At 72.1% G+C, this 23,286-nt stretch carries 16 protein-coding genes; 8 read left to right on the top strand and 8 right to left on the bottom strand.

Features of this window, described 5'->3' with window-relative positions:
- Positions 1–160: 160 nt before the first annotated feature.
- A complete protein-coding gene (locus AC07FT_RS16185; RefSeq protein WP_479176753.1) occupies positions 161–583 on the bottom strand; it encodes a hypothetical protein in 423 nt (140 codons plus the stop codon).
- A gap of 225 nt (positions 584–808) precedes the next feature.
- Between AC07FT_RS16185 and AC07FT_RS16180 the strand changes: the two genes are divergently transcribed.
- Positions 809–1,450 (top strand): superoxide dismutase, encoded by a 642-nt coding sequence (locus AC07FT_RS16180; RefSeq protein ID WP_471205481.1) that lies wholly within the window; start codon positions 809–811, stop codon positions 1,448–1,450.
- Between the two features lie 134 nt (positions 1,451–1,584).
- On the opposite strand, the gene AC07FT_RS16175 is transcribed toward AC07FT_RS16180, so the two are convergent.
- Positions 1,585–2,220 (bottom strand): mycothiol-dependent nitroreductase Rv2466c family protein, encoded by a 636-nt coding sequence (locus AC07FT_RS16175; protein WP_471205483.1) that lies wholly within the window; start codon positions 2,218–2,220, stop codon positions 1,585–1,587.
- A gap of 165 nt (positions 2,221–2,385) precedes the next feature.
- Here AC07FT_RS16175 and pepN (AC07FT_RS16170) point away from each other — a divergent pair, with 165 nt between their 5' ends.
- Complete coding sequence (gene pepN, locus AC07FT_RS16170) at positions 2,386–4,986, top strand: aminopeptidase N (RefSeq protein ID WP_479176752.1); 2,601 nt, start codon at positions 2,386–2,388, stop codon at positions 4,984–4,986.
- Positions 4,987–5,097: 111 nt separating this feature from the next.
- Positions 5,098–6,126, top strand: coding sequence for a hypothetical protein (locus AC07FT_RS16165; RefSeq protein ID WP_479176751.1), 1,029 nt, complete (start codon positions 5,098–5,100; stop codon positions 6,124–6,126).
- A 48-nt stretch (positions 6,127–6,174) separates the two neighbouring features.
- Here AC07FT_RS16165 and AC07FT_RS16160 read toward each other — a convergent pair whose 3' ends face one another.
- Positions 6,175–7,908, bottom strand: coding sequence for a TIGR03767 family metallophosphoesterase (locus AC07FT_RS16160; protein ID WP_479176750.1), 1,734 nt, complete (start codon positions 7,906–7,908; stop codon positions 6,175–6,177).
- A gap of 322 nt (positions 7,909–8,230) precedes the next feature.
- On the opposite strand from AC07FT_RS16160, the gene AC07FT_RS16155 reads away from it, so the two are divergent.
- From AC07FT_RS16155 to AC07FT_RS16140, 4 genes are all read left to right on the top strand, one after another.
- Entirely contained in the window at positions 8,231–9,256 is a 1,026-nt protein-coding gene (locus tag AC07FT_RS16155; protein WP_254740511.1) for an aspartate-semialdehyde dehydrogenase, read from the top strand.
- Between the two features lie 140 nt (positions 9,257–9,396).
- On the top strand, positions 9,397–11,970 hold the full coding sequence (gene pepN, locus AC07FT_RS16150) for an aminopeptidase N (protein WP_479176749.1): 2,574 nt from the start codon (positions 9,397–9,399) through the stop codon (positions 11,968–11,970).
- A 640-nt stretch (positions 11,971–12,610) separates the two neighbouring features.
- Complete coding sequence (locus tag AC07FT_RS16145; protein ID WP_479176748.1) at positions 12,611–13,711, top strand: right-handed parallel beta-helix repeat-containing protein; 1,101 nt, start codon at positions 12,611–12,613, stop codon at positions 13,709–13,711.
- A gap of 279 nt (positions 13,712–13,990) precedes the next feature.
- Positions 13,991–15,100: a right-handed parallel beta-helix repeat-containing protein gene (locus AC07FT_RS16140; protein ID WP_479176747.1), complete on the top strand. Its 1,110-nt coding sequence runs from the start codon at positions 13,991–13,993 to the stop codon at positions 15,098–15,100.
- A 123-nt stretch (positions 15,101–15,223) separates the two neighbouring features.
- Here the strand turns inward: AC07FT_RS16140 and AC07FT_RS16135 are convergent, their stop codons facing one another.
- The 4 genes from AC07FT_RS16135 to AC07FT_RS16120 form a co-directional block, all read right to left on the bottom strand.
- Positions 15,224–16,198, bottom strand: coding sequence for an acyl-ACP desaturase (locus AC07FT_RS16135; RefSeq protein WP_471205495.1), 975 nt, complete (start codon positions 16,196–16,198; stop codon positions 15,224–15,226).
- Between the two features lie 260 nt (positions 16,199–16,458).
- The gene (locus AC07FT_RS16130) at positions 16,459–16,704 is read right to left on the bottom strand and encodes a hypothetical protein (protein WP_432037989.1); all 246 of its coding nucleotides are present in this window, start codon (positions 16,702–16,704) and stop codon (positions 16,459–16,461) included.
- Positions 16,701–18,875: a 4-alpha-glucanotransferase gene (gene malQ / locus AC07FT_RS16125; protein ID WP_479176746.1), complete on the bottom strand. Its 2,175-nt coding sequence runs from the start codon at positions 18,873–18,875 to the stop codon at positions 16,701–16,703. The genes AC07FT_RS16130 and malQ overlap by 4 nt, the downstream gene beginning before the upstream one ends.
- Positions 18,875–19,165 (bottom strand): hypothetical protein, encoded by a 291-nt coding sequence (locus tag AC07FT_RS16120; protein WP_479176745.1) that lies wholly within the window; start codon positions 19,163–19,165, stop codon positions 18,875–18,877. The genes malQ and AC07FT_RS16120 overlap by 1 nt, the downstream gene beginning before the upstream one ends.
- 432 nt (positions 19,166–19,597) lie before the next feature.
- Between AC07FT_RS16120 and AC07FT_RS16115 the strand changes: the two genes are divergently transcribed.
- A complete protein-coding gene (locus AC07FT_RS16115; RefSeq protein ID WP_479176804.1) occupies positions 19,598–22,585 on the top strand; it encodes a beta-N-acetylglucosaminidase domain-containing protein in 2,988 nt (995 codons plus the stop codon).
- A gap of 74 nt (positions 22,586–22,659) precedes the next feature.
- Here AC07FT_RS16115 and AC07FT_RS16110 read toward each other — a convergent pair whose 3' ends face one another.
- Positions 22,660–23,196: an HNH endonuclease gene (locus AC07FT_RS16110; protein ID WP_254740526.1), complete on the bottom strand. Its 537-nt coding sequence runs from the start codon at positions 23,194–23,196 to the stop codon at positions 22,660–22,662.
- Between the last annotated feature and the right edge of the window lie 90 nt (positions 23,197–23,286).

Here is a 23,286-nt window from a genome sequence, read left to right as displayed (position 1 = left end):
TGCGGCCCACGAGATGGCGGGGCCGGGTAGTGCCGGACCGGGTCGGGTAGGGACCCCGTGCCGGTGCCGTGGTGGTGGTGCTCCTCGATGTACTGGTCGCCGCCGGTCTGGAAGACCCGGCCCTGGCCGGAGGCGCGGCCGTCGATCGGCATGGGGCCGCTCACCGCTCGGTGATGTGCTGATCGCGTCCGGCCTGGTGGACCCGGCCGCTGCCGGACGCCTCGGCCGTCAGATGGATCTCGCCGGCGGCGGGCCGCTGATCCGGCAGCCGGGGGTTCAGCTCGTCCAGGATGCGGCGCAGCTCTTCCGCGACCTCCGGCCGCGCCACCAGGAGCCGCCGCACCCGGCCCTGCCACTCCGTGGTCAGCTCCGCCTCGGACTCCGCGTCGCCCGTCTCGCGCGCGAGCAGCAGATCGGCACGGCTCGCCTCGAGCTCCTCGCCGATGCCGTCGGCCCTGGCGGGCTGGAACCTCTGCCAGAGCGAGACGAGGCCGTCCCGGGCCGATTCCCAGGCGTTGGTGGTCATCAGCGTGACCATGGTGGTGCCGGCGGTCCTGGCGAGATCGGCGATCTGAGGATCCATGCCCTCCCCCTTCGAGCGACCTTTGATCTTAGATCCGCCGCTCCCCACGCGCATGCGTCCGGTCAGGCCACGCCCAGGTGAACGGCGGGGCGGGTCCTCGGTCCGGGGGCGCACCGCGCCTCCTTCTTTCGGACCAGAGATCCACTCCCCACTGGCGAAGAATGTTCTTGCTGATAGCGTGCAGTTGCAAGCTAATTGCATTAAGCCGGTCCCGGAGGGCTTCGCATGGCCATCTACACACTTCCTGAACTTCCGTATGACTACTCGGCGCTGGCCCCGGTCATCAGCCCCGAGATCATCGAGCTGCACCACGACAAGCACCACGCGGCCTATGTCAAGGGCGCGAACGACACGATGGAGCAGCTCGCGGAGGCGCGGGACAAGGACCAGTGGGGCTCCATCAACGGCCTGGAGAAGAACCTGGCCTTCCACCTGTCCGGCCACATCCTGCACAGCATCTACTGGCAGAACATGACCGGTGACGGCGGCGGCGAGCCGCTGGAGAAGGACGGGGTGGGCGAGCTCGCCGACGCGATCACCGAGTACTTCGGATCCTTCGCGGCGTTCAAGGCGCAGCTGTCCAAGGCGTCGGCGACGACGCAGGGCTCCGGCTGGGGTGTGCTCGCCTATGAGCCGCTGAGCGGGCGGCTGATCGTCGAGCAGGTCTACGACCACCAGGGGAACGTCGGCCAGGGCTCGGTGCCGATCCTGGTCTTCGACGCCTGGGAGCACGCCTTCTACCTGCAGTACAAGAACCAGAAGGTGGACTTCATCGAGGCCATGTGGAAGGTCGTGAACTGGCAGGACGTGGCGCGTCGCTACACGGCCGCCAAGGAGCGCGCGAACAACCTGCTGCTCGCGCCGTAACAGACCTCCTGCTTGCGTGATCGTCTTCTCACCGAACACCTGGCAGGCGGAAAAGGGGCCCCCGCGCGGTCGACTCGCGCGGGGGCCCCGCCGTCTTCCGACGACCTTCCGGTCGCCGGCCGTCCGGCCGTCGGTCAGTCGAAGATCGGGCCGACCGTCCGGGTCCGCTTGATCTCGTAGAAACCGGGGACGGAGGCCACCATCAGAGTGCCGTCCCACAGCTTCGCCGCCTCCTCGCCCTTGGGCGCGGGGGTCACCACCGGGCCGAAGAAGGCGATGCGCTCGCCCTCCGGGCCCGGTACGGCGATCACGGGGGTGCCCACGTCCTGGCCCACCAGCTCGATGCCCTCCTTGTGGGAGGCGCGCAGCTCGGTGTCATAGGCGTCGGAGTCGGCGGCGTCGGCGAGCTCGGCGGGCAGCCCCGCCTCTTCCAGCGCCGCCACGATCGTCTCGCGGTTCTTCTCCAGCCCCTGGTTGTGGAAACGGGTGCCCAGGGCGGTGTAGAGCGGGCCGAGCACCTGGCTGCCGTGCTTCTGCTCGGCGGCGATGCAGACCCGCACCGGCCCCCAGGCCGTCTTCAGCAGCTCGCGGTACTCCTCGGGCAGCTCGTCCAGCTTGGGCTCGTTCAGCACGGCCAGGCTCATCACATGCCAACGCACCTCGACCGGGCGCACCTTCTCCACTTCGAGCATCCAGCGCGAGGTCATCCAGGCCCAGGGGCAGAGCGGGTCGAACCAGAAGTCGGCGGGGGTCTTGGCGGTCTCGGTCACGGTGTCTCCTCGGGCGGGGCGCCTGTGAAAAGCAGGGGTTATCGGGGCTCTCCTCCAGGACAACGCATGCGTGATCGGGCCTCATTCCCCGATTCCCCCGGGGAGTACGGCGTGACATGATGCGCGCTGTCCGATATTCGAGACGAGAGCGAGGGAGTCCGCGTCGTGCCTGGTGAGAACCTGACCCGTGACGAAGCCCGGGAGCGGGCGAGGCTGCTGACCGTGGACGCCTACGACGTGGCGCTCGATGTGCGGTCGGCCGTCGAGCCGCACACCGGTCCGGGGCCGCGTACGTTCCGTTCCACCACCACCGTGCGGTTCCGCTGCGCCGAGCCGGGCGCCTCGACCTTCGCCGATCTGGTGGCGCCCGAGGTCACCTCGGTGACCCTCAACGGCCGGGAGCTGGACCCGGCGGCCGTCTTCGACGGGGCCCGGATCGCGCTGGACGGGCTCGCCGCCGAGAACGAGCTGGTGGTGGACGCCCGGTGCGCGTACAGCCGCACCGGGGAGGGGCTGCACCACTTCGCCGACCCCGAGGACGGCGAGGTCTACCTCTACACCCAGTACGAGCCGGCCGACGCCCGCCGGGTCTTCACCACCTTCGAACAGCCGGACCTCAAGGCCCCGTTCACCTTCGCGGTGACCGCGCCCGGCCACTGGACCGTGCTGAGCAACGGCACCGCGGCGCGCAGCGAACCCGCCGCCTCCGGCTCCGGCACCACCACCCACTTCACCCCGACGCTGCCCATCTCCAGCTACATCACGGCGGTCGTCGCGGGCCCGTACCACTACGAGACGGACACCTACCGGCGCACCCTGCCCGACGGCACGGAGCTGGAGATCCCGCTGGGCGCGCTGTGCCGGGCGGGGCTGGCCAAGCACTTCGACGCGGACGACATCTTCACCGTCACCAAGCAGGGACTGGACTTCTTCCACGACCGCTTCGACTACCCGTACCCGTTCGGCAAGTACGACCAGGCGTTCGTGCCCGAGTACAACATCGGCGCCATGGAGAACCCGGGGTGCGTGACCTTCCGCGAGGAGTTCGTCTTCCGCGGCAAGGTCACCCGGTCCTCGTACGAGGGGCGGGCCAACGTCATCCTCCACGAGATGGCGCATATGTGGTTCGGCGACCTGGTGACCATGGAGTGGTGGGACGACCTGTGGCTCAAGGAGTCCTTCGCGGACTTCATGGGCGCCTTCGCGCTGGTCGGCGCCACCCGGTTCACCGACGGCTGGATCACCTTCGCCAACCGCCGCAAGTCCTGGGCGTACCGCGCCGACCAGCTTCCCTCCACCCACCCGGTCACCGCCGACATCCGTGACCTGGAGGACGCCAAGCTCAACTTCGACGGGATCACCTACGCCAAGGGCGCCTCGGTGCTCAAGCAGCTGGTGGCCTACGCGGGCCAGGACGCCTTCCTGGAAGGCGCGCGACGCTACTTCAAGCGCCACGCCTTCGGCAACACCCGGCTGACCGACCTGCTGGCGGTGCTCACCGAGACCTCGGGCCGGGACATGGCCGCGTGGTCCCGGGCGTGGCTGGAGACGGCGGGCGTCAATGTGCTCACCCCGCAGCTCACCTGTGACGCGGCCGGGCACATCACCGAGCTGGCGGTGGTCCAGGAGGCCGCCGAGAGTCATCCCACGCTGCGCCCGCACCGGATCGCGGTGGGGCTGTACCGGAAGGACGAGGCCGGGGCGCTGGTGCGCTACGCCCGCGCGGAGACCGATGTCGACGGGCCCCGTACGGTCGTCGGCGAGCTGACCGGTGCCGAGCGGCCGGATCTGGTCCTGGTCAACGACGACGACCTCACCTACTGCAAGATCCGCTTCGACGAGGGCTCGCTGGCCACCCTGCGCGAGCACCTGGGCGAGCTGAGCGATCCGCTGGCCCGTGCGCTGTGCTGGTCCGCGGTGTGGAACCTGACCCGGGACGGGCTGATGCCCGCCCGTGACTACCTGGGTCTGGTGCTGCGCTTCGCCGGGTCCGAGTCCGACATCGGCGTGCTCCAGATGGTCCAGACATGGGCGCTGTCCGCCCTGCACCACTACGCCGCGCCCGAGGCGCGCGAGGCGGCCGGCGCCCGGCTGGCGGAGGGCGCGCTCGCCGAACTGCGGCGCGCCGAGCCGGGCAGCGGACACCAGCTGGCGTGGGCGCGGTTCTTCGCCCAGCTCGCCACGGACGACTCCGAACTGCGGCTGCTGAGCGGACTGCTGGCCGGTACGGCCCGGATCGACGGCCTCGACGTCGACCAGGAGCTGCGCTGGACCTTCGTGGCGGCGCTGGCGGCGGCCGGGGCGGCGGACGAGTCGGATATCGCGGCCGAACTGGCCCGGGACGACACCGCGTCCGGCAAGCGCCACCAGGTGCGCTGTCTGGCCGCGCGGCCCTCGGCCGGGGTCAAGGCGGAGGCGTGGGCGGCCGTGGTGGACTCCGACCGGCTCTCCAACGCCCTGGTGGACGCCACCATCGCGGGCTTCGACCAGCCGGGCCAGCGGGAGCTGCTGACGCCGTACGCACCGCGCTACTTCGAGATGATCGAGCGGATCTGGCAGGAGCGTTCGATCGAGATCGCGATGGGCATCGTGCGCGGCCTGTTCCCGGCCACCCAGGGCGACGCCACCACGCTGAAGGCCACCGACGACTGGCTGGCCGCCCGGCCGGACGCGGCGCCAGCGCTGCGGCGGCTGGTGCTGGAGGCGCGGGACGATCTGGCGCGTGCCCTGCGCGGTCAGGAGTGCGATACCCGGGCAGCTGTCTGACGGACCGTTTTCGGCATTCGAACTCCCGTACTTTAGGACGGTGTTGTCCGGGTTTGTCGACGAGTTGGTAACAGCGGTGAGTGGGGCGGGGCGAGCGGGAATGGCCGGGGCATGAGCCACGACACGCCGCTGTCCCCCCGTCCGCTCCACCACCTCACCGACGTCCAGCGCCGGGTTCTGACCACCCGCCAGCTCCGGGAACACGGTGTCACCGCGGCCGTCGCCGCGGAGCGCTGCCGGGAGGGTGGGCCGTGGCAGCAGATCCTGCCGGGCGTCCATCTGCTCCACCCCGGTCCGGCCACCAGCGAGGAGCGGCTGCACGCGGCGCTGCTGTACACCGCGAGCCGCCGCCAGACGGCGGCGGCCGGGAGCGGCGCCGGGGACGAGGGGCCGTACGGCGAGGCGATGGTCACCGGGCTCGCGGCGCTGGCCCTGCACCACTTCTCCGCCGCTCCCCCGCTGGCCTCGCTGGACCACGTCGATGTGCTGGTGCCGCGCACCCGGCGGCTGCGCGCCACCGGCTATGTGCGGTTCGTCCGCTCCCAGACGATGCCCGGCCCGCGGTACCTCGCCGGAGTGCCCACCGCCCCGGTCGCCCGCGCGCTCGCGGACACGGTCGCCCGGCTCGGCGACGCGGTGCTGGTGCGCAGACTGCTCACCGAGTCCGTACGCCACGGCCACTGCGAGGCGGGGGCCGTGGTGAAGGAGCTGAGCCAGGCCCGGCTGCTGTCCCGGCCGTATGTGATCGACGCGGTGGACGCGCTGCTGGCCGAGGGCCGGGCCATCGCCGAGGGACGGCTGTACGACATGGTGCGCGGCCACGGGCTGCCCGAGCCGCTGTGGAACGTCGAACTGCGGCTGCCCGGCGGCCACCGCCTCGGCGAGGTGGACGCCTACTGGCGCGACCACGCGGTGGCGCTGGAGATCGACGCACGGGCGCCGCGCCACGACGAGTACGCGCTGCGCGGCGCCTACGCCCGTAAGCGCGAGCACCTGGAGGGGCTGGGCATCACGGTGGTGCGGACGACCCCGCGGAGGCTGCGGGAGGGGCTGGAGGAGCAGGCGGCGGTGGTGCGCACCGCCCTGATCGCGGCGGCCGACCGCGAGCCGGCCCCGTACGTCGTGGTGCTGCCGCGGTGACGGGCGCTGTGCCGGGCCGCCGCGCGGTGGCCGCCGCCCTGTGGGTGATCAGCCCTTGCGCAGCAGCAGTTCGGTGTTGCGGTCGCCCGGGTCACCGGCCAGCTTCTGGCTGGCGCCGGGCGCGTTGAAGGACAGTTCGCGGTAGAGCGCGGCCAGACCGGTCTGGGAGAGGTCGGAGTGGTCGGTGCGGCGCGGGGCGGCCGCCTCGATGAGCGTGGTGAACAGCGACAGGGTGCCGTCGTGGTTGTCCACCACCTCGACGACCCGGGCCAGTTGGGGGAAGTCCACGTGCGAGGCGGTGGTGATCTCCCAGAAGGTGCCGTGCGGGGTGATCTCGTTCTGGTGGCTGTGGCCGTTGATCCAGGCCCGTACCTGGGGGTGGCGCCGGAACAGCGCGATGATCTCGTCACCGCCGTGGCGGGCCTCGCCGGGGCGGGCCGGGTCGTGATTCATATTGGTCATGCTGCGGCTGTAGTGGTGGCTGAAGACCAGGACGTGGTCGTCCCGGTGCGCCTTCAGCGTCCGCTCCAGCCAGCTCAGCTGCGCGGTGCCGAGGGAACCGGTGTAGTGGCCGCCGGGGTCGGTGGTGTCCAGGCTGACGCCGATGACATCGTCCGAGATCCGGAACGAGTAGTAGAGCGTGTCCTGTTCCAGATTGGCCTTCGTGTAGCCGTGGCCGACAGGGCCGGGGCCGGTGCGCGCCGGGTCGAGGTGCGCGGCCAGGTACCCGGCCCGGGTGAACGGCGCGCGGCGCTCGTCGGGGGTGACCCTGCGCATGTCCCTGGCGTGCGCGCGCAGCAGGGCCTTCATGTCCTTGCCGCGCGGGTCGGCCCCCTCGCGCTCGCCCTGGTAGATCCTGGCGGCCTCGGCGGCCGGGACGATCTGGAGTTTGCGGTCGCCGGTGGCCAGCTCCGCCAGGTAGCCGCCGCCGAAGGAGTAGACCCCGCCGCCCAGGTCGTCGTGGTTGCCGACGGTCGAGTACCAGGGCAGCCGCAGTCCGGGGCTGTGCACGGTGCGCAGCGCCGCCTCCAGGAACCCGTCGATACGCGGGAAGCCGCGCTGCTTGTCGGCGTCGCGCAGCGCCCGGTCCGGGTGCCAGAACTCCTTGATCCCGCTGTTCTGGACGCCCTCGTACTGCCGGGGGTCGCCGGTGTTGGGAGTGATCCGGCCGCCGTTCATGGCGGTCAGGAACCAGTCCAGCTCGATCGTGGAGTTGTTGTCGGTGTTGTCGCCGGTGGTCATCACGAACGACAGCGGCGCCCCGGTGACCGGTCCGCCGCGCAGTCCGTTGACCCGCTCGATGAGCGAGGCGGCACCGACCACGGTCAGCGCCTCGTGCGGCCGCCAGGCCCCGGTGCGGCCCGAGCGCAGGAACTCGTAGCGCATCGGGTGCTGGACGTCGGTGATGTGCAGATCGGTGAGCTGGACGAAGGAGGCGAGCGCGGTGCGCCGGTCCTCCCGGCCCCCCTTGCCCGCCACGATGTCGGTCCGCACCCCGCGCGCCCAGGCCGGGCCGTCGGCGAGCTTGCGGTAGCCGATCGCGCCGTGCGCCGCCGAGACCGTCTCCAGCGTGGTGCCGGCCCTGGAGGGGGCGGCGGGCGCCTGCACCACCCGGCGGGCCGCGCCGTGCGCCATGGGGGGCTGTGAGGCGGTCGCGGAGCCGGTACCGGGACCGAAGGCGATACCCAGCGCCGCGGTGGCGCCGGTGGCGGTGGTGGCGGCCAGGAAGGTGCGGCGGTCGAGGGCGGTGACGGCAGAGGCGGCGGACCGTATGCGGGACATACGCGATCTCCCCGGGTGGATACGCGGAAGCGGCCGGGGCAGGGAACTGCCCCTCACTCCGGATCGTTGGCATCGGGAGTGGCCCCCGCGTGAACGCGACGGCAACGCCGGCCACCGATCTCCACACGTGGATCTCCGCGGTAGCAAACGGTTACCGCACCCTGGTGAACAGGCATTCTTCCGCTCACTCCGTGTTCATCCCGGAGGGAACCCGGCCGGCACGCCGCCGCGGCGAAACCCAGGAGCGGGCTATGTCACAGCCTGAGAGACTGGCCGCTGGGTAGGGGGTCCGGAACAGGCACGACTGAGGAAAAGGGTAGATATGAGGATCGGAATCGTCGGTGCGACCGGCCAGGTCGGCGGAGTGGTGCGCAACATACTCGCCGAGCGCGACTTCCCGGCCGAGGAGCTGCGCCTGTTCGCCTCGGCCCGGTCCGCGGGCCGCACACTGCCGTGGCGCGGCACCGAGGTCACCGTCGAGGACGCGGCCACCGCCGACTACTCCGGTCTGGACATCGTGATCTTCTCCGCGGGCGGCGCCACCTCCCGGGCGCTGGCCGAGAAGGTCGCCGGGCAGGGCGCCGTCGTGATCGACAACTCCTCCGCCTGGCGGATGGACCCCGAGGTCCCGCTGGTGGTCTCCGAGGTCAACCCGCACGCCGCGGTGGACCGCCCCAAGGGCATCATCGCCAACCCGAACTGCACCACCATGGCCGCCATGCCGGTGCTGCGCCCGCTGCACCAGGAGGCCGGGCTGACCGCCCTGGTGGCCACCACCTACCAGGCCGTCTCCGGTTCCGGTCTCTCCGGTGTCGCCGAACTCGACGGCCAGATCCGCAAGACCGCCGACCGCGCGGCCGAGCTCACCCACGACGGCGCGGCCGTCGAGTTCCCCGAGCCCGGTGTCTACGCCCGGCCGATCGCGTTCAACGTCCTCCCGCTGGCCGGGAAGATCGTCGACGACGGCCGCCATGAGACCGACGAGGAGCAGAAGCTCCGCAACGAGAGCCGCAAGATCCTGGAGATCCCGGAGCTCAAGGTCTCCGGCACCTGTGTCCGCGTGCCCGTCTTCAGCGGCCACTCGCTCCAGGTCAACGCCCGCTTCGAGCGTCCGATCAGCGTCGAGCGCGCCTATGAGCTGCTGGCCGGCGCCCCGGGCGTGGCCCTCTCCGAGATCCCGACCCCGCTCCAGGCCGCGGGCCAGGACCCGAGCTACGTCGGCCGGATCCGGGCGGACGAGACCGTGGAGCACGGCCTCGCGCTGTTCCTCTCCAACGACAACCTCCGCAAGGGCGCCGCGCTGAACGCGGTGCAGATCGCGGAGCTGGTGGCGGCCGAGCTCGGCTGAGCCACCCGGAGGCACCCGGGGCCGGAGCGGGACGGGCCAGCCGTCCCGCTCCGGCCCTTTTGTCCACCGCTTTTCCTACCGCCGCGAGGGCGGGTGTCCGTGGAAGGATGGCCGGAAACGCGACACAAGGAGAATGCCAGGTGCCTGGAACGAACCTCACCCGCGACGAGGCACAGCAGCGGGCCCGCCTGCTCACCGTCGACTCGTACGAGATCGACCTCGATCTCTCAGGCGCGCAGGAGGGCGGTACCTACCGCTCGGTGACCTCGGTGTGCTTCGACGCCGCCGAGTCGGGCGCGGAGTCGTTCATCGACCTGGTGGCGCCCACGGTGCACGAGGTGGTGCTCAACGGCGAGGCGCTGGACGCGGCCGAGGTGTTCGCGGACTCGCGGATCGCGCTGCCGGGGCTGCTGGCCGGGCGCAACGAGCTGCGGGTGGTGGCGGACTGCGCGTACACCAACACCGGTGAGGGACTGCACCGGTTCGTCGACCCGGTGGACCAGCAGGCGTATCTGTACACGCAGTTCGAGGTGCCGGACGCGCGCCGGGTCTTCGCCAGCTTCGAGCAGCCGGACCTCAAGGCCACCTTCCGGTTCACCGTGACCGCGCCCGAGGGCTGGACGGTGATCTCCAACTCGCCGACGCCCGAGCCCAAGGACAACGTCTGGCGCTTCGAGCCGACGCCGCGGATCTCCTCGTACATCACGGCCCTGATCGTCGGCCCGTACCACAGCGTGCACAGCTCCTACGAGAAGGACGGCCGCTCGGTGCCGCTGGGCATCTACTGCCGTCCCTCGCTGGCCGAGTTCCTCGACTCGGACGCGATCTTCGCGGTGACCCGGCAGGGCTTCGACTGGTTCGAGGAGAAGTTCGACTACCCGTATCCGTTCGCCAAGTACGACCAGCTCTTCGTCCCGGAGTTCAACGCGGGCGCGATGGAGAACGCGGGCGCGGTCACCATCCGCGACCAGTACGTCTTCCGCTCCAAGGTGACGGACGCGGCCTATGAGACGCGCGCGGAGACGATCCTCCACGAGCTGGCCCACATGTGGTTCGGCGACCTGGTCACCATGGAGTGGTGGAACGACCTGTGGCTGAACGAGTCGTTCGCCACCTACACCTCCATCGCCTGCCAGGCGCACGCCCCGGGCAGCAAGTGGCCGCACGCCTGGACCACTTTCGCCAACTCCATGAAGACCTGGGCCTACCGGCAGGACCAGCTGCCCTCCACCCACCCGATCATGGCCGAGATCCGTGATCTGGACGACGTGCTGGTCAACTTCGACGGCATCACCTACGCCAAGGGCGCGAGCGTGCTGAAGCAGCTCGTCGCCTACGTGGGCATGGAGGAGTTCTTCACCGGCGTCCAGGCGTACTTCAAGCGCCACGCCTTCGGGAACACCCGGCTCTCCGACCTGCTCGGCGCGCTGGAGGAGACCAGCGGCCGCGATCTGAAGACCTGGTCGAAGAAGTGGCTGGAGACCGCGGGAATCAACGTACTGCGCCCGGAGATCACCACGGACGCCACCGGCACCATCACCTCCTTCGCGGTCCGGCAGGAGGCCCCCGCGCTGCCGCCCGGCGCCACCGGTGAGCCGACGCTGCGGCCGCACCGCATCGCCATCGGCCTGTACGACCTGGACGCCACCGGCAAGCTGGTCCGCTCCGAGCGGATCGAGCTGGACGTGGACGGTGAGCTGACCGAGGTGGAGCGGCTGACCGGCACCAAGCGCCCCGCGGTGATCCTGCTCAACGACGACGACCTGTCCTACGCCAAGGTGCGGCTCGACCCGGACTCGCTGGCCGTGGTCACCGAGCACCTGGGCGACTTCGAGGCGTCCCTGCCGCGCGCCCTGTGCTGGGCCTCGGCCTGGGACATGACCCGGGACGGCGAACTGGCCACCCGCGACTACCTGTCGCTGGTGCTGTCGGGCATCGCCAAGGAGTCCGACATCGGCGTCGTCCAGTCCCTGCACCGCCAGGTCAAGCTGGCCCTGGAGCTGTACGCGGCACCGGACTGGCGGCCCACGGGCCTGACCGCGTGGACCGAGGCCACCCTCGCCCACCTGCGGGGCGCGGCCCCCGGCAGCGACCACCAGCTCGCCTGGGCGCGGGCGTTCGCCGCCACCGCCCGCACCGACGCCCAGCTGGACCTGGTCGCCGGGCTGCTGGACGGCACGGAGACGCTCGACGGCCTGGCCGTCGACACCGAGCTGCGCTGGACGCTGCTGGAGCGGCTGGCGGCCACCGGCCGGGCCGACGACGCGGCCATCGCGGCGGAGCTGGAGCGCGACAAGACCTCGGCGGGCGAGCGCCACGCGGCCACCGCCCGGGCCGCGCGGCCGACCCACGAGGCCAAGGCGGAGGCGTGGGCCTCGGTCGTGGAGAGCGACAAGCTGCCGAACGCGGTGCAGGAAGCGGTGATCGGCGGCTTCGTCCAGACCGACCAGCGGGAGCTGCTGGCGCCGTACACGGAGCGGTACTTCGCCGCGGTGAAGGACATCTGGAACAGCCGCAGCCATGAGATGGCGCAGCAGATCGCGGTCGGCCTCTACCCGGCCCTCCAGGTCTCCCAGGACACCCTGGACGCCACCGACGCCTGGCTCGCCTCGGCCGACCCGTCCCCGGCCCTGCGCCGTATGGTCACCGAGTCCCGCGCGGGCGTGGAGCGCGCCCTGAAGGCCCGGGCCGCGGACGCCGCAGCGGCGGGCTGACCCGGTGACGCTGCCGTGCGGCCCTTCGTGGGCCGCACGGCGGCGACGGGGAAACGACCCGCGGCGCGGAGACCCGCGTGACCGAAGGCGAGCCGGGCCCGGGGGCGCGCCCCCTCGCCGCGATCCCGCTCGGCCGCTTCTGGGGGAACGCCCCGCTTGGCGGTGGATCACCGCTCGCCACGGCGGGCCGCGGCGCCGTCGACCGGCGACCTGGCGTGGGACGGCATGCGTCCCCGTCCACGGGGTGTGCGGCCCCCTCTGATGCGCCCGCCGTCCCGGTTCGGAGGAGATTTCGCACCGCGCCGGCGGTGCGCCCGCTCACGGAACGCGGCGCCGACCGTGAGCGCGACATCGAGCGCTGCCCTGTTCGGGTGACTCCCGGGCCGGATCCTTGCCCGCCCCTCGGTCTTCCTGCCTCACTGGAGGCACGCCGGTACCTCCTCCGGACTCACCACCGACGCTCACCGCCGACGAGGTACGACCGGCCCGCTCCCGTGTCCGTCCCCCCGCTCCGCGATCCCGTCCGGAGCGCGGGGGCGCTGCATCCGACACGGTCAGCCCCTCATCCTCGACACGCCCCGCGCGTGCCCGGCGCTCCCGGCTCCACCCCGGAGCACCACTGGCCAGGAGAGAGACCACCATGAGACTCATCCGCACCCTCGTCGCCGCCGCGTGCGCCATCCTGACCGCGGGCGCCCTCGCGGCCCCCGCGCGCGCCGCCACCGTCGTCCCCTGCTCCACCACCGCACTGGTCACCGCCATCACCAACGCACCCTCGGGTGACACCCTCGTCCTCAGTTCCGGCTGCACCTACACGCTCACCGCCGCCATCGGCGACAACGGACTCCCCATCATCACCAGGCCCCTCACCATCGTCGGCAACAACGCCATCATCAAACGCGACCCGGGCGCCCCCGATTTCCGCATCCTCGAAGTCGGCAGCGGCGGCACCCTCAGTCTCACCAGCGGACTGACCATCACCGGCGGCGACACCCCCAACGACGGCGCGGGCATCCTCGTCGACAGCGGCGGCACCCTGCGCCTGCTGAGGGACGTCACCGTCAGTGGGAACAGCTCCGGCGGCAACGGAGGGGGCATCAGCGTCGAGGGCACGGCCAGCATCAACTACAGCACCATCACCGGCAACAGCGCGGACAACAACGGAGGCGGCGTCCACAATGCGGGCACCACCACCATCAGCAACTCCTCCATCACCTCGAACCAGGCTGACACCTTCGGGGGCGGGCTCTACAGCGAGGTGGGGACCCTGACCGTCAACAACAGCACCGTCCGCAACAACGACACCGCCAACGAGGGCGGTGGTGGCTATGTCTCCGACGGCACCGCCGCCTTCAACAACAGCAGTATCACCAACAACACCGCTACCGCCGCCTCCTACGCGGGTCTGTTCAACGACGGGAACCTGACGCTCACCAACACGACGGTGAGTGGTAACACCGCCGACGGATCGGTCGGGGGCATCGAGAACGAGGGCACGCTCCTGCTCAGGAACAGCCCCGTCACTTCCAACAGCTCCGACTCCGCGCCCGCCGGGATCTTCAACAGCGAGGGCTCCGTGACCCTGATCAACAGCCCGGTGACCAACAACATCGCCGCCACCGGTCAGCCCGGCGGCGTCTACTCCTTCGTCCCGTACACCGTCACCAACTCCCCCATCACCGGCAACCAGCCCACCAACTGCGTCGGCAGCCCCTTCATCCCGCCCAGCTGCATCGGCTGACCGGACCGCCCAGCCGCAACCCGGCAACCGCCCTGCCGCACCATCCCGCTCGGAGGAACCGGCCGGCGGTTGCCGGGCAGGCCCACCCCCACCGCTGTCGGCGTCGCCCAGGAGCGGGAGCACGGACGCGGACCGCTCGGTCCGCGTCCGCCACCTCACCCCGGCACTCCACCGCAACCGGTCTCGGCGCTGCCCGCACCACCCCCACCACCCCGGAGCGCCCCCAGCCGACCGGCCGGAGAAAGCCGGCAACCCGCCGACCCCCAGGAGAGGCCTGCCATGAAACTCCTCCGCACCCTCACCGTCCCCGCCTGCGCCGCCCTGGCCATCGGCGCCCTCACCGCCCCCGCCCACGCCGCCACCGTCGTCCCCTGCTCCACCACCGCACTCGTCAACGCCATCACCAACGCACCCGCGGGCGACACCCTCGTCCTCGCCTCCAGCTGCACCTACACCCTCACCACCGCCATCGGCGACAACGGACTCCCCATCATCACCAGACCCCTCACCATCGTCGGCAACAACGCCACCATCACACGCGACCCGAGCGCCCCCCAGTTCCGCATCTTCGAAGTCGGCAGCGGCGGCACCCTCAGCCTCACCAACGGACTGACCATCTCCGGCGGCGACACCCCCGGAACCACCGCCGGGGGAGGCATCCTCGTCGACACCGGCGCCACCCTCCGCCTCCTCAGCACCGTCACCATCAGCGACAACATCGCCGCGAGTGGAGGAGGCGTCAGCGTCGACGGCACCGCCGCGATCTCCAACAGCACCATCACCGGCAACTCCGCCGACGATCTCGGCGGGGGCCTCGACAACGAAGGCAACACCACCATCACCAACACCTCCCTCACCTCCAACTACGCGGGTTCATTCGGAGGGGGGCTCAACAGCGCGTCGGGGACCCTGGTCGTCAACAACAGCACCCTCCGCAACAATGAGGCGGCCGGAGCCGGAGGCGGAGGCGACTTCGACGGCGGCACCGTCACCTTCACCAACAGCAGCGTCACCGACAACACCACCACCAGTACGGGAGCCAATACCGGTGGTCTGTGGAACGACGCGGTGCTGACCCTCAACAACACGCCCGTCAGCCGCAACACCGTCACCGACGGTTCGATCGGCGGCATCGAGAACTTCAACACGCTCACGCTCAAGAACAGCCCGGTCACCCGCAACACTGCCGGCAACGGCAGAGCCGGGGGCATCTCCAACGACGGCACCATGACCCTGATCAACAGCCCGGTGACCAACAACACCGCCACCGAACAGCCCGGCGGCATCTACTCCGGCGACCCGTACACCGTCGCCAACTCCCCCATCACCGGCAACCAGCCCACCAACTGCGTCGGCAGCCCCTTCATCCCGCCCAGCTGCATCGGCTGACGTCACGGCGCCGCACACGGGCCGTGGTGATGTGTCCAGGGACGTCACCACGGCTCCGGGCCGGGTCCGGGGGCAGCGCGTGCCCTCGGACCCGGTCCGGTCAGGGCCCCGGGGGCGGAGTGGTCACACGCGCTCGGCACGGGCCCTGCGGCGGGCCATCAACGCCTCTCGCTTCTCGTCGAACTTGACGGCCTGGTCGTTCAAGCCGCCCATGTACAGGCCCAGCTCCTCCTGCGCCTTCAGCCCGTCCGGGCCGAGTCCGCCGATCTCCAGGACCTTCAGGAAGCGCAGCACCGGCTGGAGCACGTCGTCGTGGTGGATGCGCAGGTTGTAGATGCCGCCGATGGCCATCTTGGCGGCGGCGCGCTCGAACCCGGGGATGCCGTGGCCCGGCATGCGGAAGTTGACCACCACATCGCGGACCGCGGACATGGTCTGGTCGGGCGCCAGCTCGAACGCCTTCGACAGGAGGTTGCGGTAGAAGACCATGTGCAGGTTCTCGTCGGTGGCGATGCGGGCCAGCATCCGGTCGCAGACCGGGTCACCGGAGTGGTGGCCGGTGTTGCGGTGCGAGATGCGGGTCGCGAGCTCCTGGAAGGCGACGTACGCGATCGAGTGCAGCATGCTGTGCGCGTTGTCGGACTCGAACCCCTCCGACATGTGCTGCATCCGGAAGCGCTCCAGCTCCACCGGGTCCACGGCGCGGGTGGTGAGCAGGTAGTCGCGCATGACGATGCCGTGGCGGCCCTCCTCGGCCGTCCAGCGGTGCACCCAGGTACCCCAGGCGCCCTCCCGGCCGAACAGAGTCGCTATTTCGTGGTGGTAGCTGGGGAGGTTGTCCTCGGTGAGGAGGTTGACCACCAGCGCGGTCCGGCCGATCTCACTGACCTTGGACTGCTCGGGCGCCCACGCCTCACCGCCGAACACCCCGTCGAAGTTGCGGCCGTCGCTCCAGGGCACGTACTCGTGCGGCATCCATTCCTTGGCGACCTTCAGATGCCGGTTGAGCTCGACCTCGACGACTTCCTCGAGGGCGAAGAGCAGCCGGCTGTCGCTCCACACGGTCTGACCGTGTCGGCGGGAAGGGGCGAGAGTCACAGCGGGGCTCCAAGGGACGGGTACGGCGGTCATCACCTACGGACCCGTAGGTTACGACACCGTAGGTTAAAGCGAAAATAAACGGTCGGGGACACGGGCGCGACCCGGAGTGAACTGACCGTGTCACGGCAGGAGTCGGTGTGCGCGAGCCCCGTGCGCTGTGGCGGACCCGACAGCGGATACGACGAAGGCGCCCCCGGCCGGATGGCCGGGGGCGCCTTCGCAGCGCCGCCTTGAGCGCTTTCGTCGATCGCCCGGTGTCAGTCGGTCTGCTTCTTGCCGGACTTCTTGTCTCCGACGATCACCAGACCGGCGATCACCAGGAAGAGCACAATCGGAGTGACGACGTAGAGGCCCAGCGTCGCACCGACGCTCAGGCCCGGACCCGGGTCGTCTCCGTCGTCGGGGGTGAGCCCGAACGCGGGGGACGACATCAGCACCATCGCCGTCGTCGCGGCGACCACGGCCCCGGCGCGCACGGCGTTCTTTTTGACCTTGTTGCTCACGGACTCAATTTATCCGACGCCCGCGCGCCGGTCGTGCGCGGGGTGGCCGTGCGCGCGGTGACGTCCGCGGTGCCCCGCGCCCCCGCCGCCGCGGGCTCCTCCCCTGCGGCGCGGGCCAGCTCCGCCATCAGTGCGTGCAGCCGGGGCGAGGCCACCAGCTCCTCCAGGGACACCGGCCGCCCCCGGGCGTCGGCGATCGGCAGCCGCCAATTGGGGTACTGGTCCCAGGTGCCCGGAAGGTTCTGCGGACGGCGGTCCCCCACCGCGTCCGGCAGCCACACCCCCACCATCCGGGCCGGGGTGCGCAGCAGGAAGCGGTGGACGGCCCGGATCGCGGCCTCCTCGTCGGCCGGCCCCTCGGGCAGCAGCCCCAGCCGCCCCAGCAGGGCCAGCCACTCGGCGACCTCGACCGCGTCCGCGGCCCGCTCCTCGGCGAGCGGACGGGCGAGCAGCCCCAGCCGGTGGCGCAGCTCGACGTGGTCGCCGGTGAGCCGGGCGGCGGTGCTCGGCAGATCGTGGGTGGTGGCGGTGGCCAGACAGTCGGCGCGCCACTCCTCGGGGGCCAGCGGGCGGGCCGTACCGGACCCGTCGTAGTCGCGCTCGAACCACAGCACCGAGGTGCCCAGCACTCCGCGCCGCGCCAGGGTCTCCCGGACGCCGGGCTCGACCGTGCCCAGGTCCTCCCCTATGACGACGGCGTCCGCACGGTGCGCCTCCAAGGCGAGCACCGCGAGCATGGCCTCGGCGTCGTAGCGGACGTAGGCGCCCTCGGTCGGCTGCCGCCCCTCGGGGACCCACCACAGCCGGAACAGGCCCATCACATGGTCGATGCGCAGCGCGCCCGCGTGCCGCAGCAGTCCGCGCAGCAGCTCTCGGTAGGGGGCGTAGCCGGTGGCGGCGAGGGCGTCCGGGCGCCAGGGCGGCAGACCCCAGTCCTGACCGCGGGAGTTGAACGCGTCCGGCGGCGCCCCGATGGACATCCCGGCGGCGAAGACGTCCTGCTGGGCCCAGGCGTCCGCACCGGAGGGGTGTACGCCGACGGCCAGGTCGTGCACCAGGCCGATGCCCATACCCGCCTCGCGGGCGGCGCGCTGGGCGGTGGCGAGCTGGGCGTCGGTGAGCCAGGCGAGCCAGCAGTGGAAGTCGGTGCGGTCCAGGTGCTCACCGCGGGCGCGCGCGGTGCCGGCGGAGCGCGGATCGGACAGTCCGCCGGGCCAGCCGCGCCAGTCGGGGCCGTGGGTCTCGGCGAGCGCGCACCACAGGGCGTGGTCCTCCAGGGCCTGGCCGCGCTCGGCGAGGAAATCGCAGTAGGCGGCGCGGCGGCCGGGGCCGAGCGGGACGGCCCGTACCAGTTCCAGGGCCTCGCGCTTGAGCGCCCACACCGCGTCCCGGTCGATCAGCGCACCCTCGGATAAGACGGCTCTGCGCAGACCGGCGGCCGACTCCAGCAGCCGGTCGGCCCGTTCCCGGGCGGCACCGCGCAGCTGGGCGTACTCGGGGACGTCCTCGACCCGCAGATGGACCGGGTCGGGGAAGCGGCGCGAGGAGGGGCGGTAGGGCGAGGGGTCGGTGGGGGTGCCGGGCACCGCCGCGTGCAACGGGTTGAGCTGTACGAAGCCGGTGCCGAGCGCCCGGCCGGACCAGGCGGCGAGGTCGGCGAGGTCACCGAGGTCGCCCATGCCCCAGGAGCGGGCGGACAGCAGCGAGTAGAGCTGGACGAGGAAGCCGTGGCTGCGCGCCGCGGGGACCGGCATCCGGTCCGGGGCGACGATCAGGGTGGCGCGGGCCCGGCGGCCGTCGGGCGCCCGCGCGGTCAGGGTGTGGGCGCCGGGCGGCAGCGGGGGCAGCCGCTCGGCGGCCGGGCCGTCCACGGGCCCCCACGCGTGCGGTGCGCCGTTCTCGGTGCGCACCCACAGCTCGGTGCCCTCGGGCACGTCGGGCCGGGGTGTGCCACCGGGGCGCACCACCACGCAGGGGGGCAGCAGCCGGTCGCGCTCACGGCTGGTGTGCCGGGCGAGCGCTTCGGTGACGGATCGGGGGGTGGAGGCGTCCACGCCGAGCGCGGCGAGCACGGCGACGACAGTGTCCTCGGGCACCTGGACGGTGCGGCCCGGGGCGGGCTCGTAGGAGGTGGCGACACCGTGCAGCTCGGCGAGCCGCGCTCTGCCCATCAGAACTCCATCGGCTCCATGCCCGCTCCCGCGCCGATGGCGGCGGCGGTCGGCTCACTGGTCAGGGGAAGTTCGGCGGCGAGCGGCGGCTCGCTGGTCAGGGGCACATTGTCGGCGAGCGGGGGTTCGCTGGTCAGGGGCGCTTCGGTGGCGCCGCCGGTCCCGAAGCCGTCCAGTCCGCACAGTCCGCAGTCGGGGTCGGAGACTCCGTCGAAGGGATCCGTGTCACGAGACGGCTCGGGCACGGGTTTGGACAGGGCGGTGAGCAGAAGCTGAGCTGACGCGGCCACACGGACCTCCGTGGGGTGTCGGCAGTGGGTCAACGTCGCGCTTACCCACTCGGGACCGGTACAGACGTAAACAACCCCCGGACGTGCCGTAGCTCACATCCCGTCCGAGCGGCGATTTGTCGGCGACAGGGGATCGGGGACACAGAGTTTACGAACAGGACCGCCCCTCGTCCGTCAGACTTGCGGGGGCGTGCCCCACGGTGTGTCGCGGGCGGTGCGGCGGCGCGCCCGGACGGGGCGTCCCGTACCGGACACGGCATTGGCGACAGTTCGGTCGCCCGCGTTGACACCCTCACCGGCGTGGTGGTGGGCTCATCGCTCACTGGCGGCGCGCGCGACGTTTCGACGAAGGCCGTCTATCGGATCAGGGAGAAGCCGGTGCAGTTCGGGGGGAAGCGGCCCAGGGGTCCGAGGGCGGCCGGGGCGACGGCCATGGCGGCCGCGGTCATCGGCGGCCTCCTCGGCGGCGCGCCGGCCGCGGGCGCGGCGCCCGTGGACCACGGCGAACCGGTGACCTCCACCCCGGACCGCGACAGCGACGGCGGGGTGCCCCCGGTCTGGCCGCGCCCCCAGTCGCTGCGGGCCCAGGGCGAGGCGGTCCCGGTGGGGGACGAGGCCACCCTCATAGCCGACGGCGACGCCGACCCCTATGCGCTGGACGCGCTGCGCGCCCTGCTCCACGACGCCGGGGTGCGCACGGTCTACGAGGCCACACCGGGCGGCCGCGCCCCCGGGCGCGGTCTGGTGGTGCACGCCGACGGCCGGGGCGCCCGGTCCGCGCTGCGGGCCCTGCGCGCGCCCGAGCGCGGCGACCTCCCCTCCGGCGGCTATCTGCTGGCCACCGGTGCGGTGCACGGACGGCCCACCGCCGCGCTGTCCGGCGTCGGCCCGGACGGGCTCTTCCACGCCGTCCAGACCCTGCGCCAGCTGCTCACCGAGCGCCGCGGCGAGGACGGGAAGGCGTTCGCCGGGGTGACCGTCCGCGACTGGCCGGGCACGGCCGTGCGCGGCACCACCGAGGGCTTCTTCGGCTCCCCCTGGTCCCGGGCCGACCGGCTGGCCCAGCTCGACTTCATGGGCCGCACCAAGCAGAACCGCTATCTCTACGCGCCCGGCGACGACCCCTACCGGCAGTCCCGCTGGCGCGACCCCTACCCGGCCGCCCAGCGCGAGGAGTTCCGCGAGCTGGCCACCCGGGCCCGCGCCAACCACGTCACCCTGGGCTGGGCGGTCTCCCCCGGCCAGCAGATGTGCTTCGCCTCCCCCGACGACGTCAAGGCGCTGCTGCGCAAGGTCGACGCGATGTGGGCACTCGGGGTGCGCGCCTTCCAGCTCCAGTTCCAGGACGTCAGCTACAGCGAATGGCACTGCGGCAAGGACTCCGACACCTTCGGCTCGGGCCCGCGCGCGGCCGCGGAGGCACAGGCCACGGTGGCCAACGCGGTCGCCCGGCACCTGGCCTCGCGCCACCCGGGTTCCGTGCCGCCCTCCCTGATGCCCACCGAGTACTACCAGGACGGCGACACCGCGTTCCGGCGGGCGCTGGCCTCCGGTCTCGACGAGCGGGTCGAGGTGGCCTGGACCGGGGTCGGGGTGGTGCCGGAGACCATCACCGGAGGTCAACTGGCCGGGGCCCGGTCGGCGTTCGGCCACCGGCTGATGACCATGGACAACTACCCGGTCAACGACTACGCGCAGGACCGCGTCTTCCTCGGTCCGTACACCGGCCGGGACCCGGCGGTGGCCACCCAGTCCGCGGGGCTGCTGGCCAACGCCATGGAGCAGCCGACCGCCTCCCGGATCCCGCTGTTCACCGCGGCGGACTTCGCCTGGAACCCGCGCGGCTACCGCCCCGCGGAGTCCTGGGGCGCGGCCATCGACGATCTGGCCGGACCGGACGCGAAGAGCCGCGCCGCGCTGCGCGCCTTCGCCGGGAACGACGCCTCCTCGGTGCTCGGCGGCCATGAGTCGGCCTATCTGCGCCCGTTGATCTCGGCCTTCTGGTCGGCGCTCGGCGACACCGACGCGGCACGGCTGGAGCGGACCTCGGACCGGCTGCGCGACGCCTTCCGCACCATGCGCGACGCCCCCGAACGGCTGGCGGGGAAGCTGGGCGAGGACGTCCGCCCCTGGCTGGACCAGCTGGGGCGGTACGGCGACGCCGGGGTGCGCGCCGTGGACATGCTCACCGCCCAGGCGCGCGGCGACGGCGGGGCGGCCTGGAAGGACCGGCGGGCGCTGGACGGGCTGCGCGAGAAGATCGCGGACAGCCGGGTGACGGTGGGCAAGGGCGTTCTGGACCCCTTCCTCACCAAGGCCGTCGCCCGCGCGGACGCCTGGCTGGGCCTGGACCGGGCCGGTGCGCGGGGGCTGCGCGCCTCCGGTGGCGACCGCGCGGCGGCCGACGGCAAGGTGACCACCGCGGTGCGGGCCCCGGGCCGTCCGGTGACCGTGCGGTTCGACCGCACCCGCCCCCTGGCCTCCGTCTCCGCGCTCACCACCCCGGTGACGGGCCGCTCACCGGGCACGGTCGAGGCCCATGTCCCGGGCGAGGGCTGGCGGAGGCTGGGCGCGCTGTCCCGCGGCGGTGCCACCCAGGTCGCGGGCAAGGGCGTCCGGGCGGACGCGCTCCGGCTGACCTGGGCGGAGGGCACCACCGCCCCGGACGTCCACGAGCTCACCCCCTGGTTCGCCGACACCCCGGCGGTGAAGCTGGGGCTGTCCCACCCGGTGGCGGACGCGGAGATCGGCGGACGGTCCGCGGTGGTCCACGCCGAGCTCACCTCGCAGCGCCCCGGTGACGTCAGCGGTGACCTCACCCTCCGGCCCCCGCGCGGGATCACCGTCCGGGCGCCCGAGGGGGTGACGGCACAGCGCGGCGGTACGGCCACGGCCCGGCTGGAGATATCCGTCGCCAAGGGCACCAAGGCGGGCAGCTACACCGTGCCGGTCCGGTTCGGCGCGCAGAAGCGGACGCTGACCGTACGGGCCTTCCCGCGCACCGGCGGCCCGGACCTGGCCCGCGCGGACGGCGCCAGGGCGTCCTCCTCGGCCGATGAGACCCCTGACTTCCCGGCCTCCGCCGCCGTGGACGGCGAGGCGGACACCCGCTGGTCCTCCCCGGCGGAGGACGGCGCCTGGCTCCAGCTGGAGCTGGCCCGTCCGACCCGGCTGGGACGGCTCGAACTGCGCTGGCAGGACGCCTACGCCGCGCGCTACCGGATCCAGGTCTCGCAGGACGGGCGCACCTGGCGCACGGCGGCCGCGGTGGACCACGGCAAGGGGGGACGGGAGTCGGTCCGGATGGACGCCCCGGACACCCGGTTCATCCGGATCCAGGGCGTGGAGCGGGCGACCCGCTTCGGCTACTCACTCTGGTCGGTGTCGGCCTACGCCGTGCACGAACGCCGGGAGCGGTGACCGCGAAGAGACCCGCGGACGGTCGGCTGCCCGCCGCGGACCCCGCGGCGGGCAGACATGACGATGGCCCGGTCTCAGGCTGATTTGCCGTCGATCCGGGCCATGGCGTCTTCCGCGCCGTATGCCTGCAGGTATGGCAGCCAGCGCGGGTCCCTATGCCCGGTGCCGATGATGCGCCAGGCCAGCCCGGACGGCGGCGCGGGCTGATGGCGCAGCCGCCAGCCGATCTCGGCGACATGGCGGTCGGCCTTGACGTGATTGCAGCGGCGGCAGGCGGCGACCACGTTCTCCCAGGTGTGCTGGCCGCCCCGGCTGCGCGGAATGACGTGGTCGACGCTGGTGGCGATACCACCGCAGTAGGCGCACCTGCCGCCGTCACGGGCGAACAGGGCACGGCGGGTGAGCGGGACGGGGCCGCGAAAGGGCACCCTCACAAAGCGCTTCAGCCGGACGACGCTGGGAGCGGGTATGACCCGGGTCGCGCTGTGCATCAGGGCGCCTGAGTCCTCGAGGCTGACGGCCTTGTCGTTGAGGACGAGAATGAGCGCGCGGCGGAGCGGTACGACGCCGAGCGGCTCGTACGACGCGTTGAGGACCAGGACATGCGGCACGGATGCCTCCTTGTACGCCGGCGGCGCGTGGCTCGCGCCGGGACGATCTCCCCCAGTTTCCCCTGAACCCTGGCCGGAACGCCACTATCA

This window comes from Streptomyces sp. NPDC045899, assembly GCF_056431485.1.
This window is presented reverse-complemented; position numbering and strand designations above follow the sequence as displayed.

Excerpts from the sequence above, each read along its gene's own strand:
- AC07FT_RS16115 (WP_479176804.1), top strand. The coding sequence starts at position 19,598 with ATGGCGGCCGCGGTCATCGGCGGCCTCCTCGGCGGCGCGCCGGCCGCG.
- AC07FT_RS16180 (WP_471205481.1), top strand. The coding sequence starts at position 809 with ATGGCCATCTACACACTTCCTGAACTTCCGTATGACTACTCGGCGCTG.
- AC07FT_RS16155 (WP_254740511.1), top strand. The coding sequence starts at position 8,231 with ATGAGGATCGGAATCGTCGGTGCGACCGGCCAGGTCGGCGGAGTGGTG.
- AC07FT_RS16185 (WP_479176753.1), bottom strand. The coding sequence starts at position 583 with ATGGATCCTCAGATCGCCGATCTCGCCAGGACCGCCGGCACCACCATG.
- AC07FT_RS16145 (WP_479176748.1), top strand. The coding sequence starts at position 12,611 with ATGAGACTCATCCGCACCCTCGTCGCCGCCGCGTGCGCCATCCTGACC.
- AC07FT_RS16140 (WP_479176747.1), top strand. The coding sequence starts at position 13,991 with ATGAAACTCCTCCGCACCCTCACCGTCCCCGCCTGCGCCGCCCTGGCC.
- malQ (WP_479176746.1), bottom strand. The coding sequence starts at position 18,875 with ATGGGCAGAGCGCGGCTCGCCGAGCTGCACGGTGTCGCCACCTCCTAC.
- AC07FT_RS16160 (WP_479176750.1), bottom strand. The coding sequence starts at position 7,908 with ATGTCCCGCATACGGTCCGCCGCCTCTGCCGTCACCGCCCTCGACCGC.
- AC07FT_RS16165 (WP_479176751.1), top strand. The coding sequence starts at position 5,098 with ATGAGCCACGACACGCCGCTGTCCCCCCGTCCGCTCCACCACCTCACC.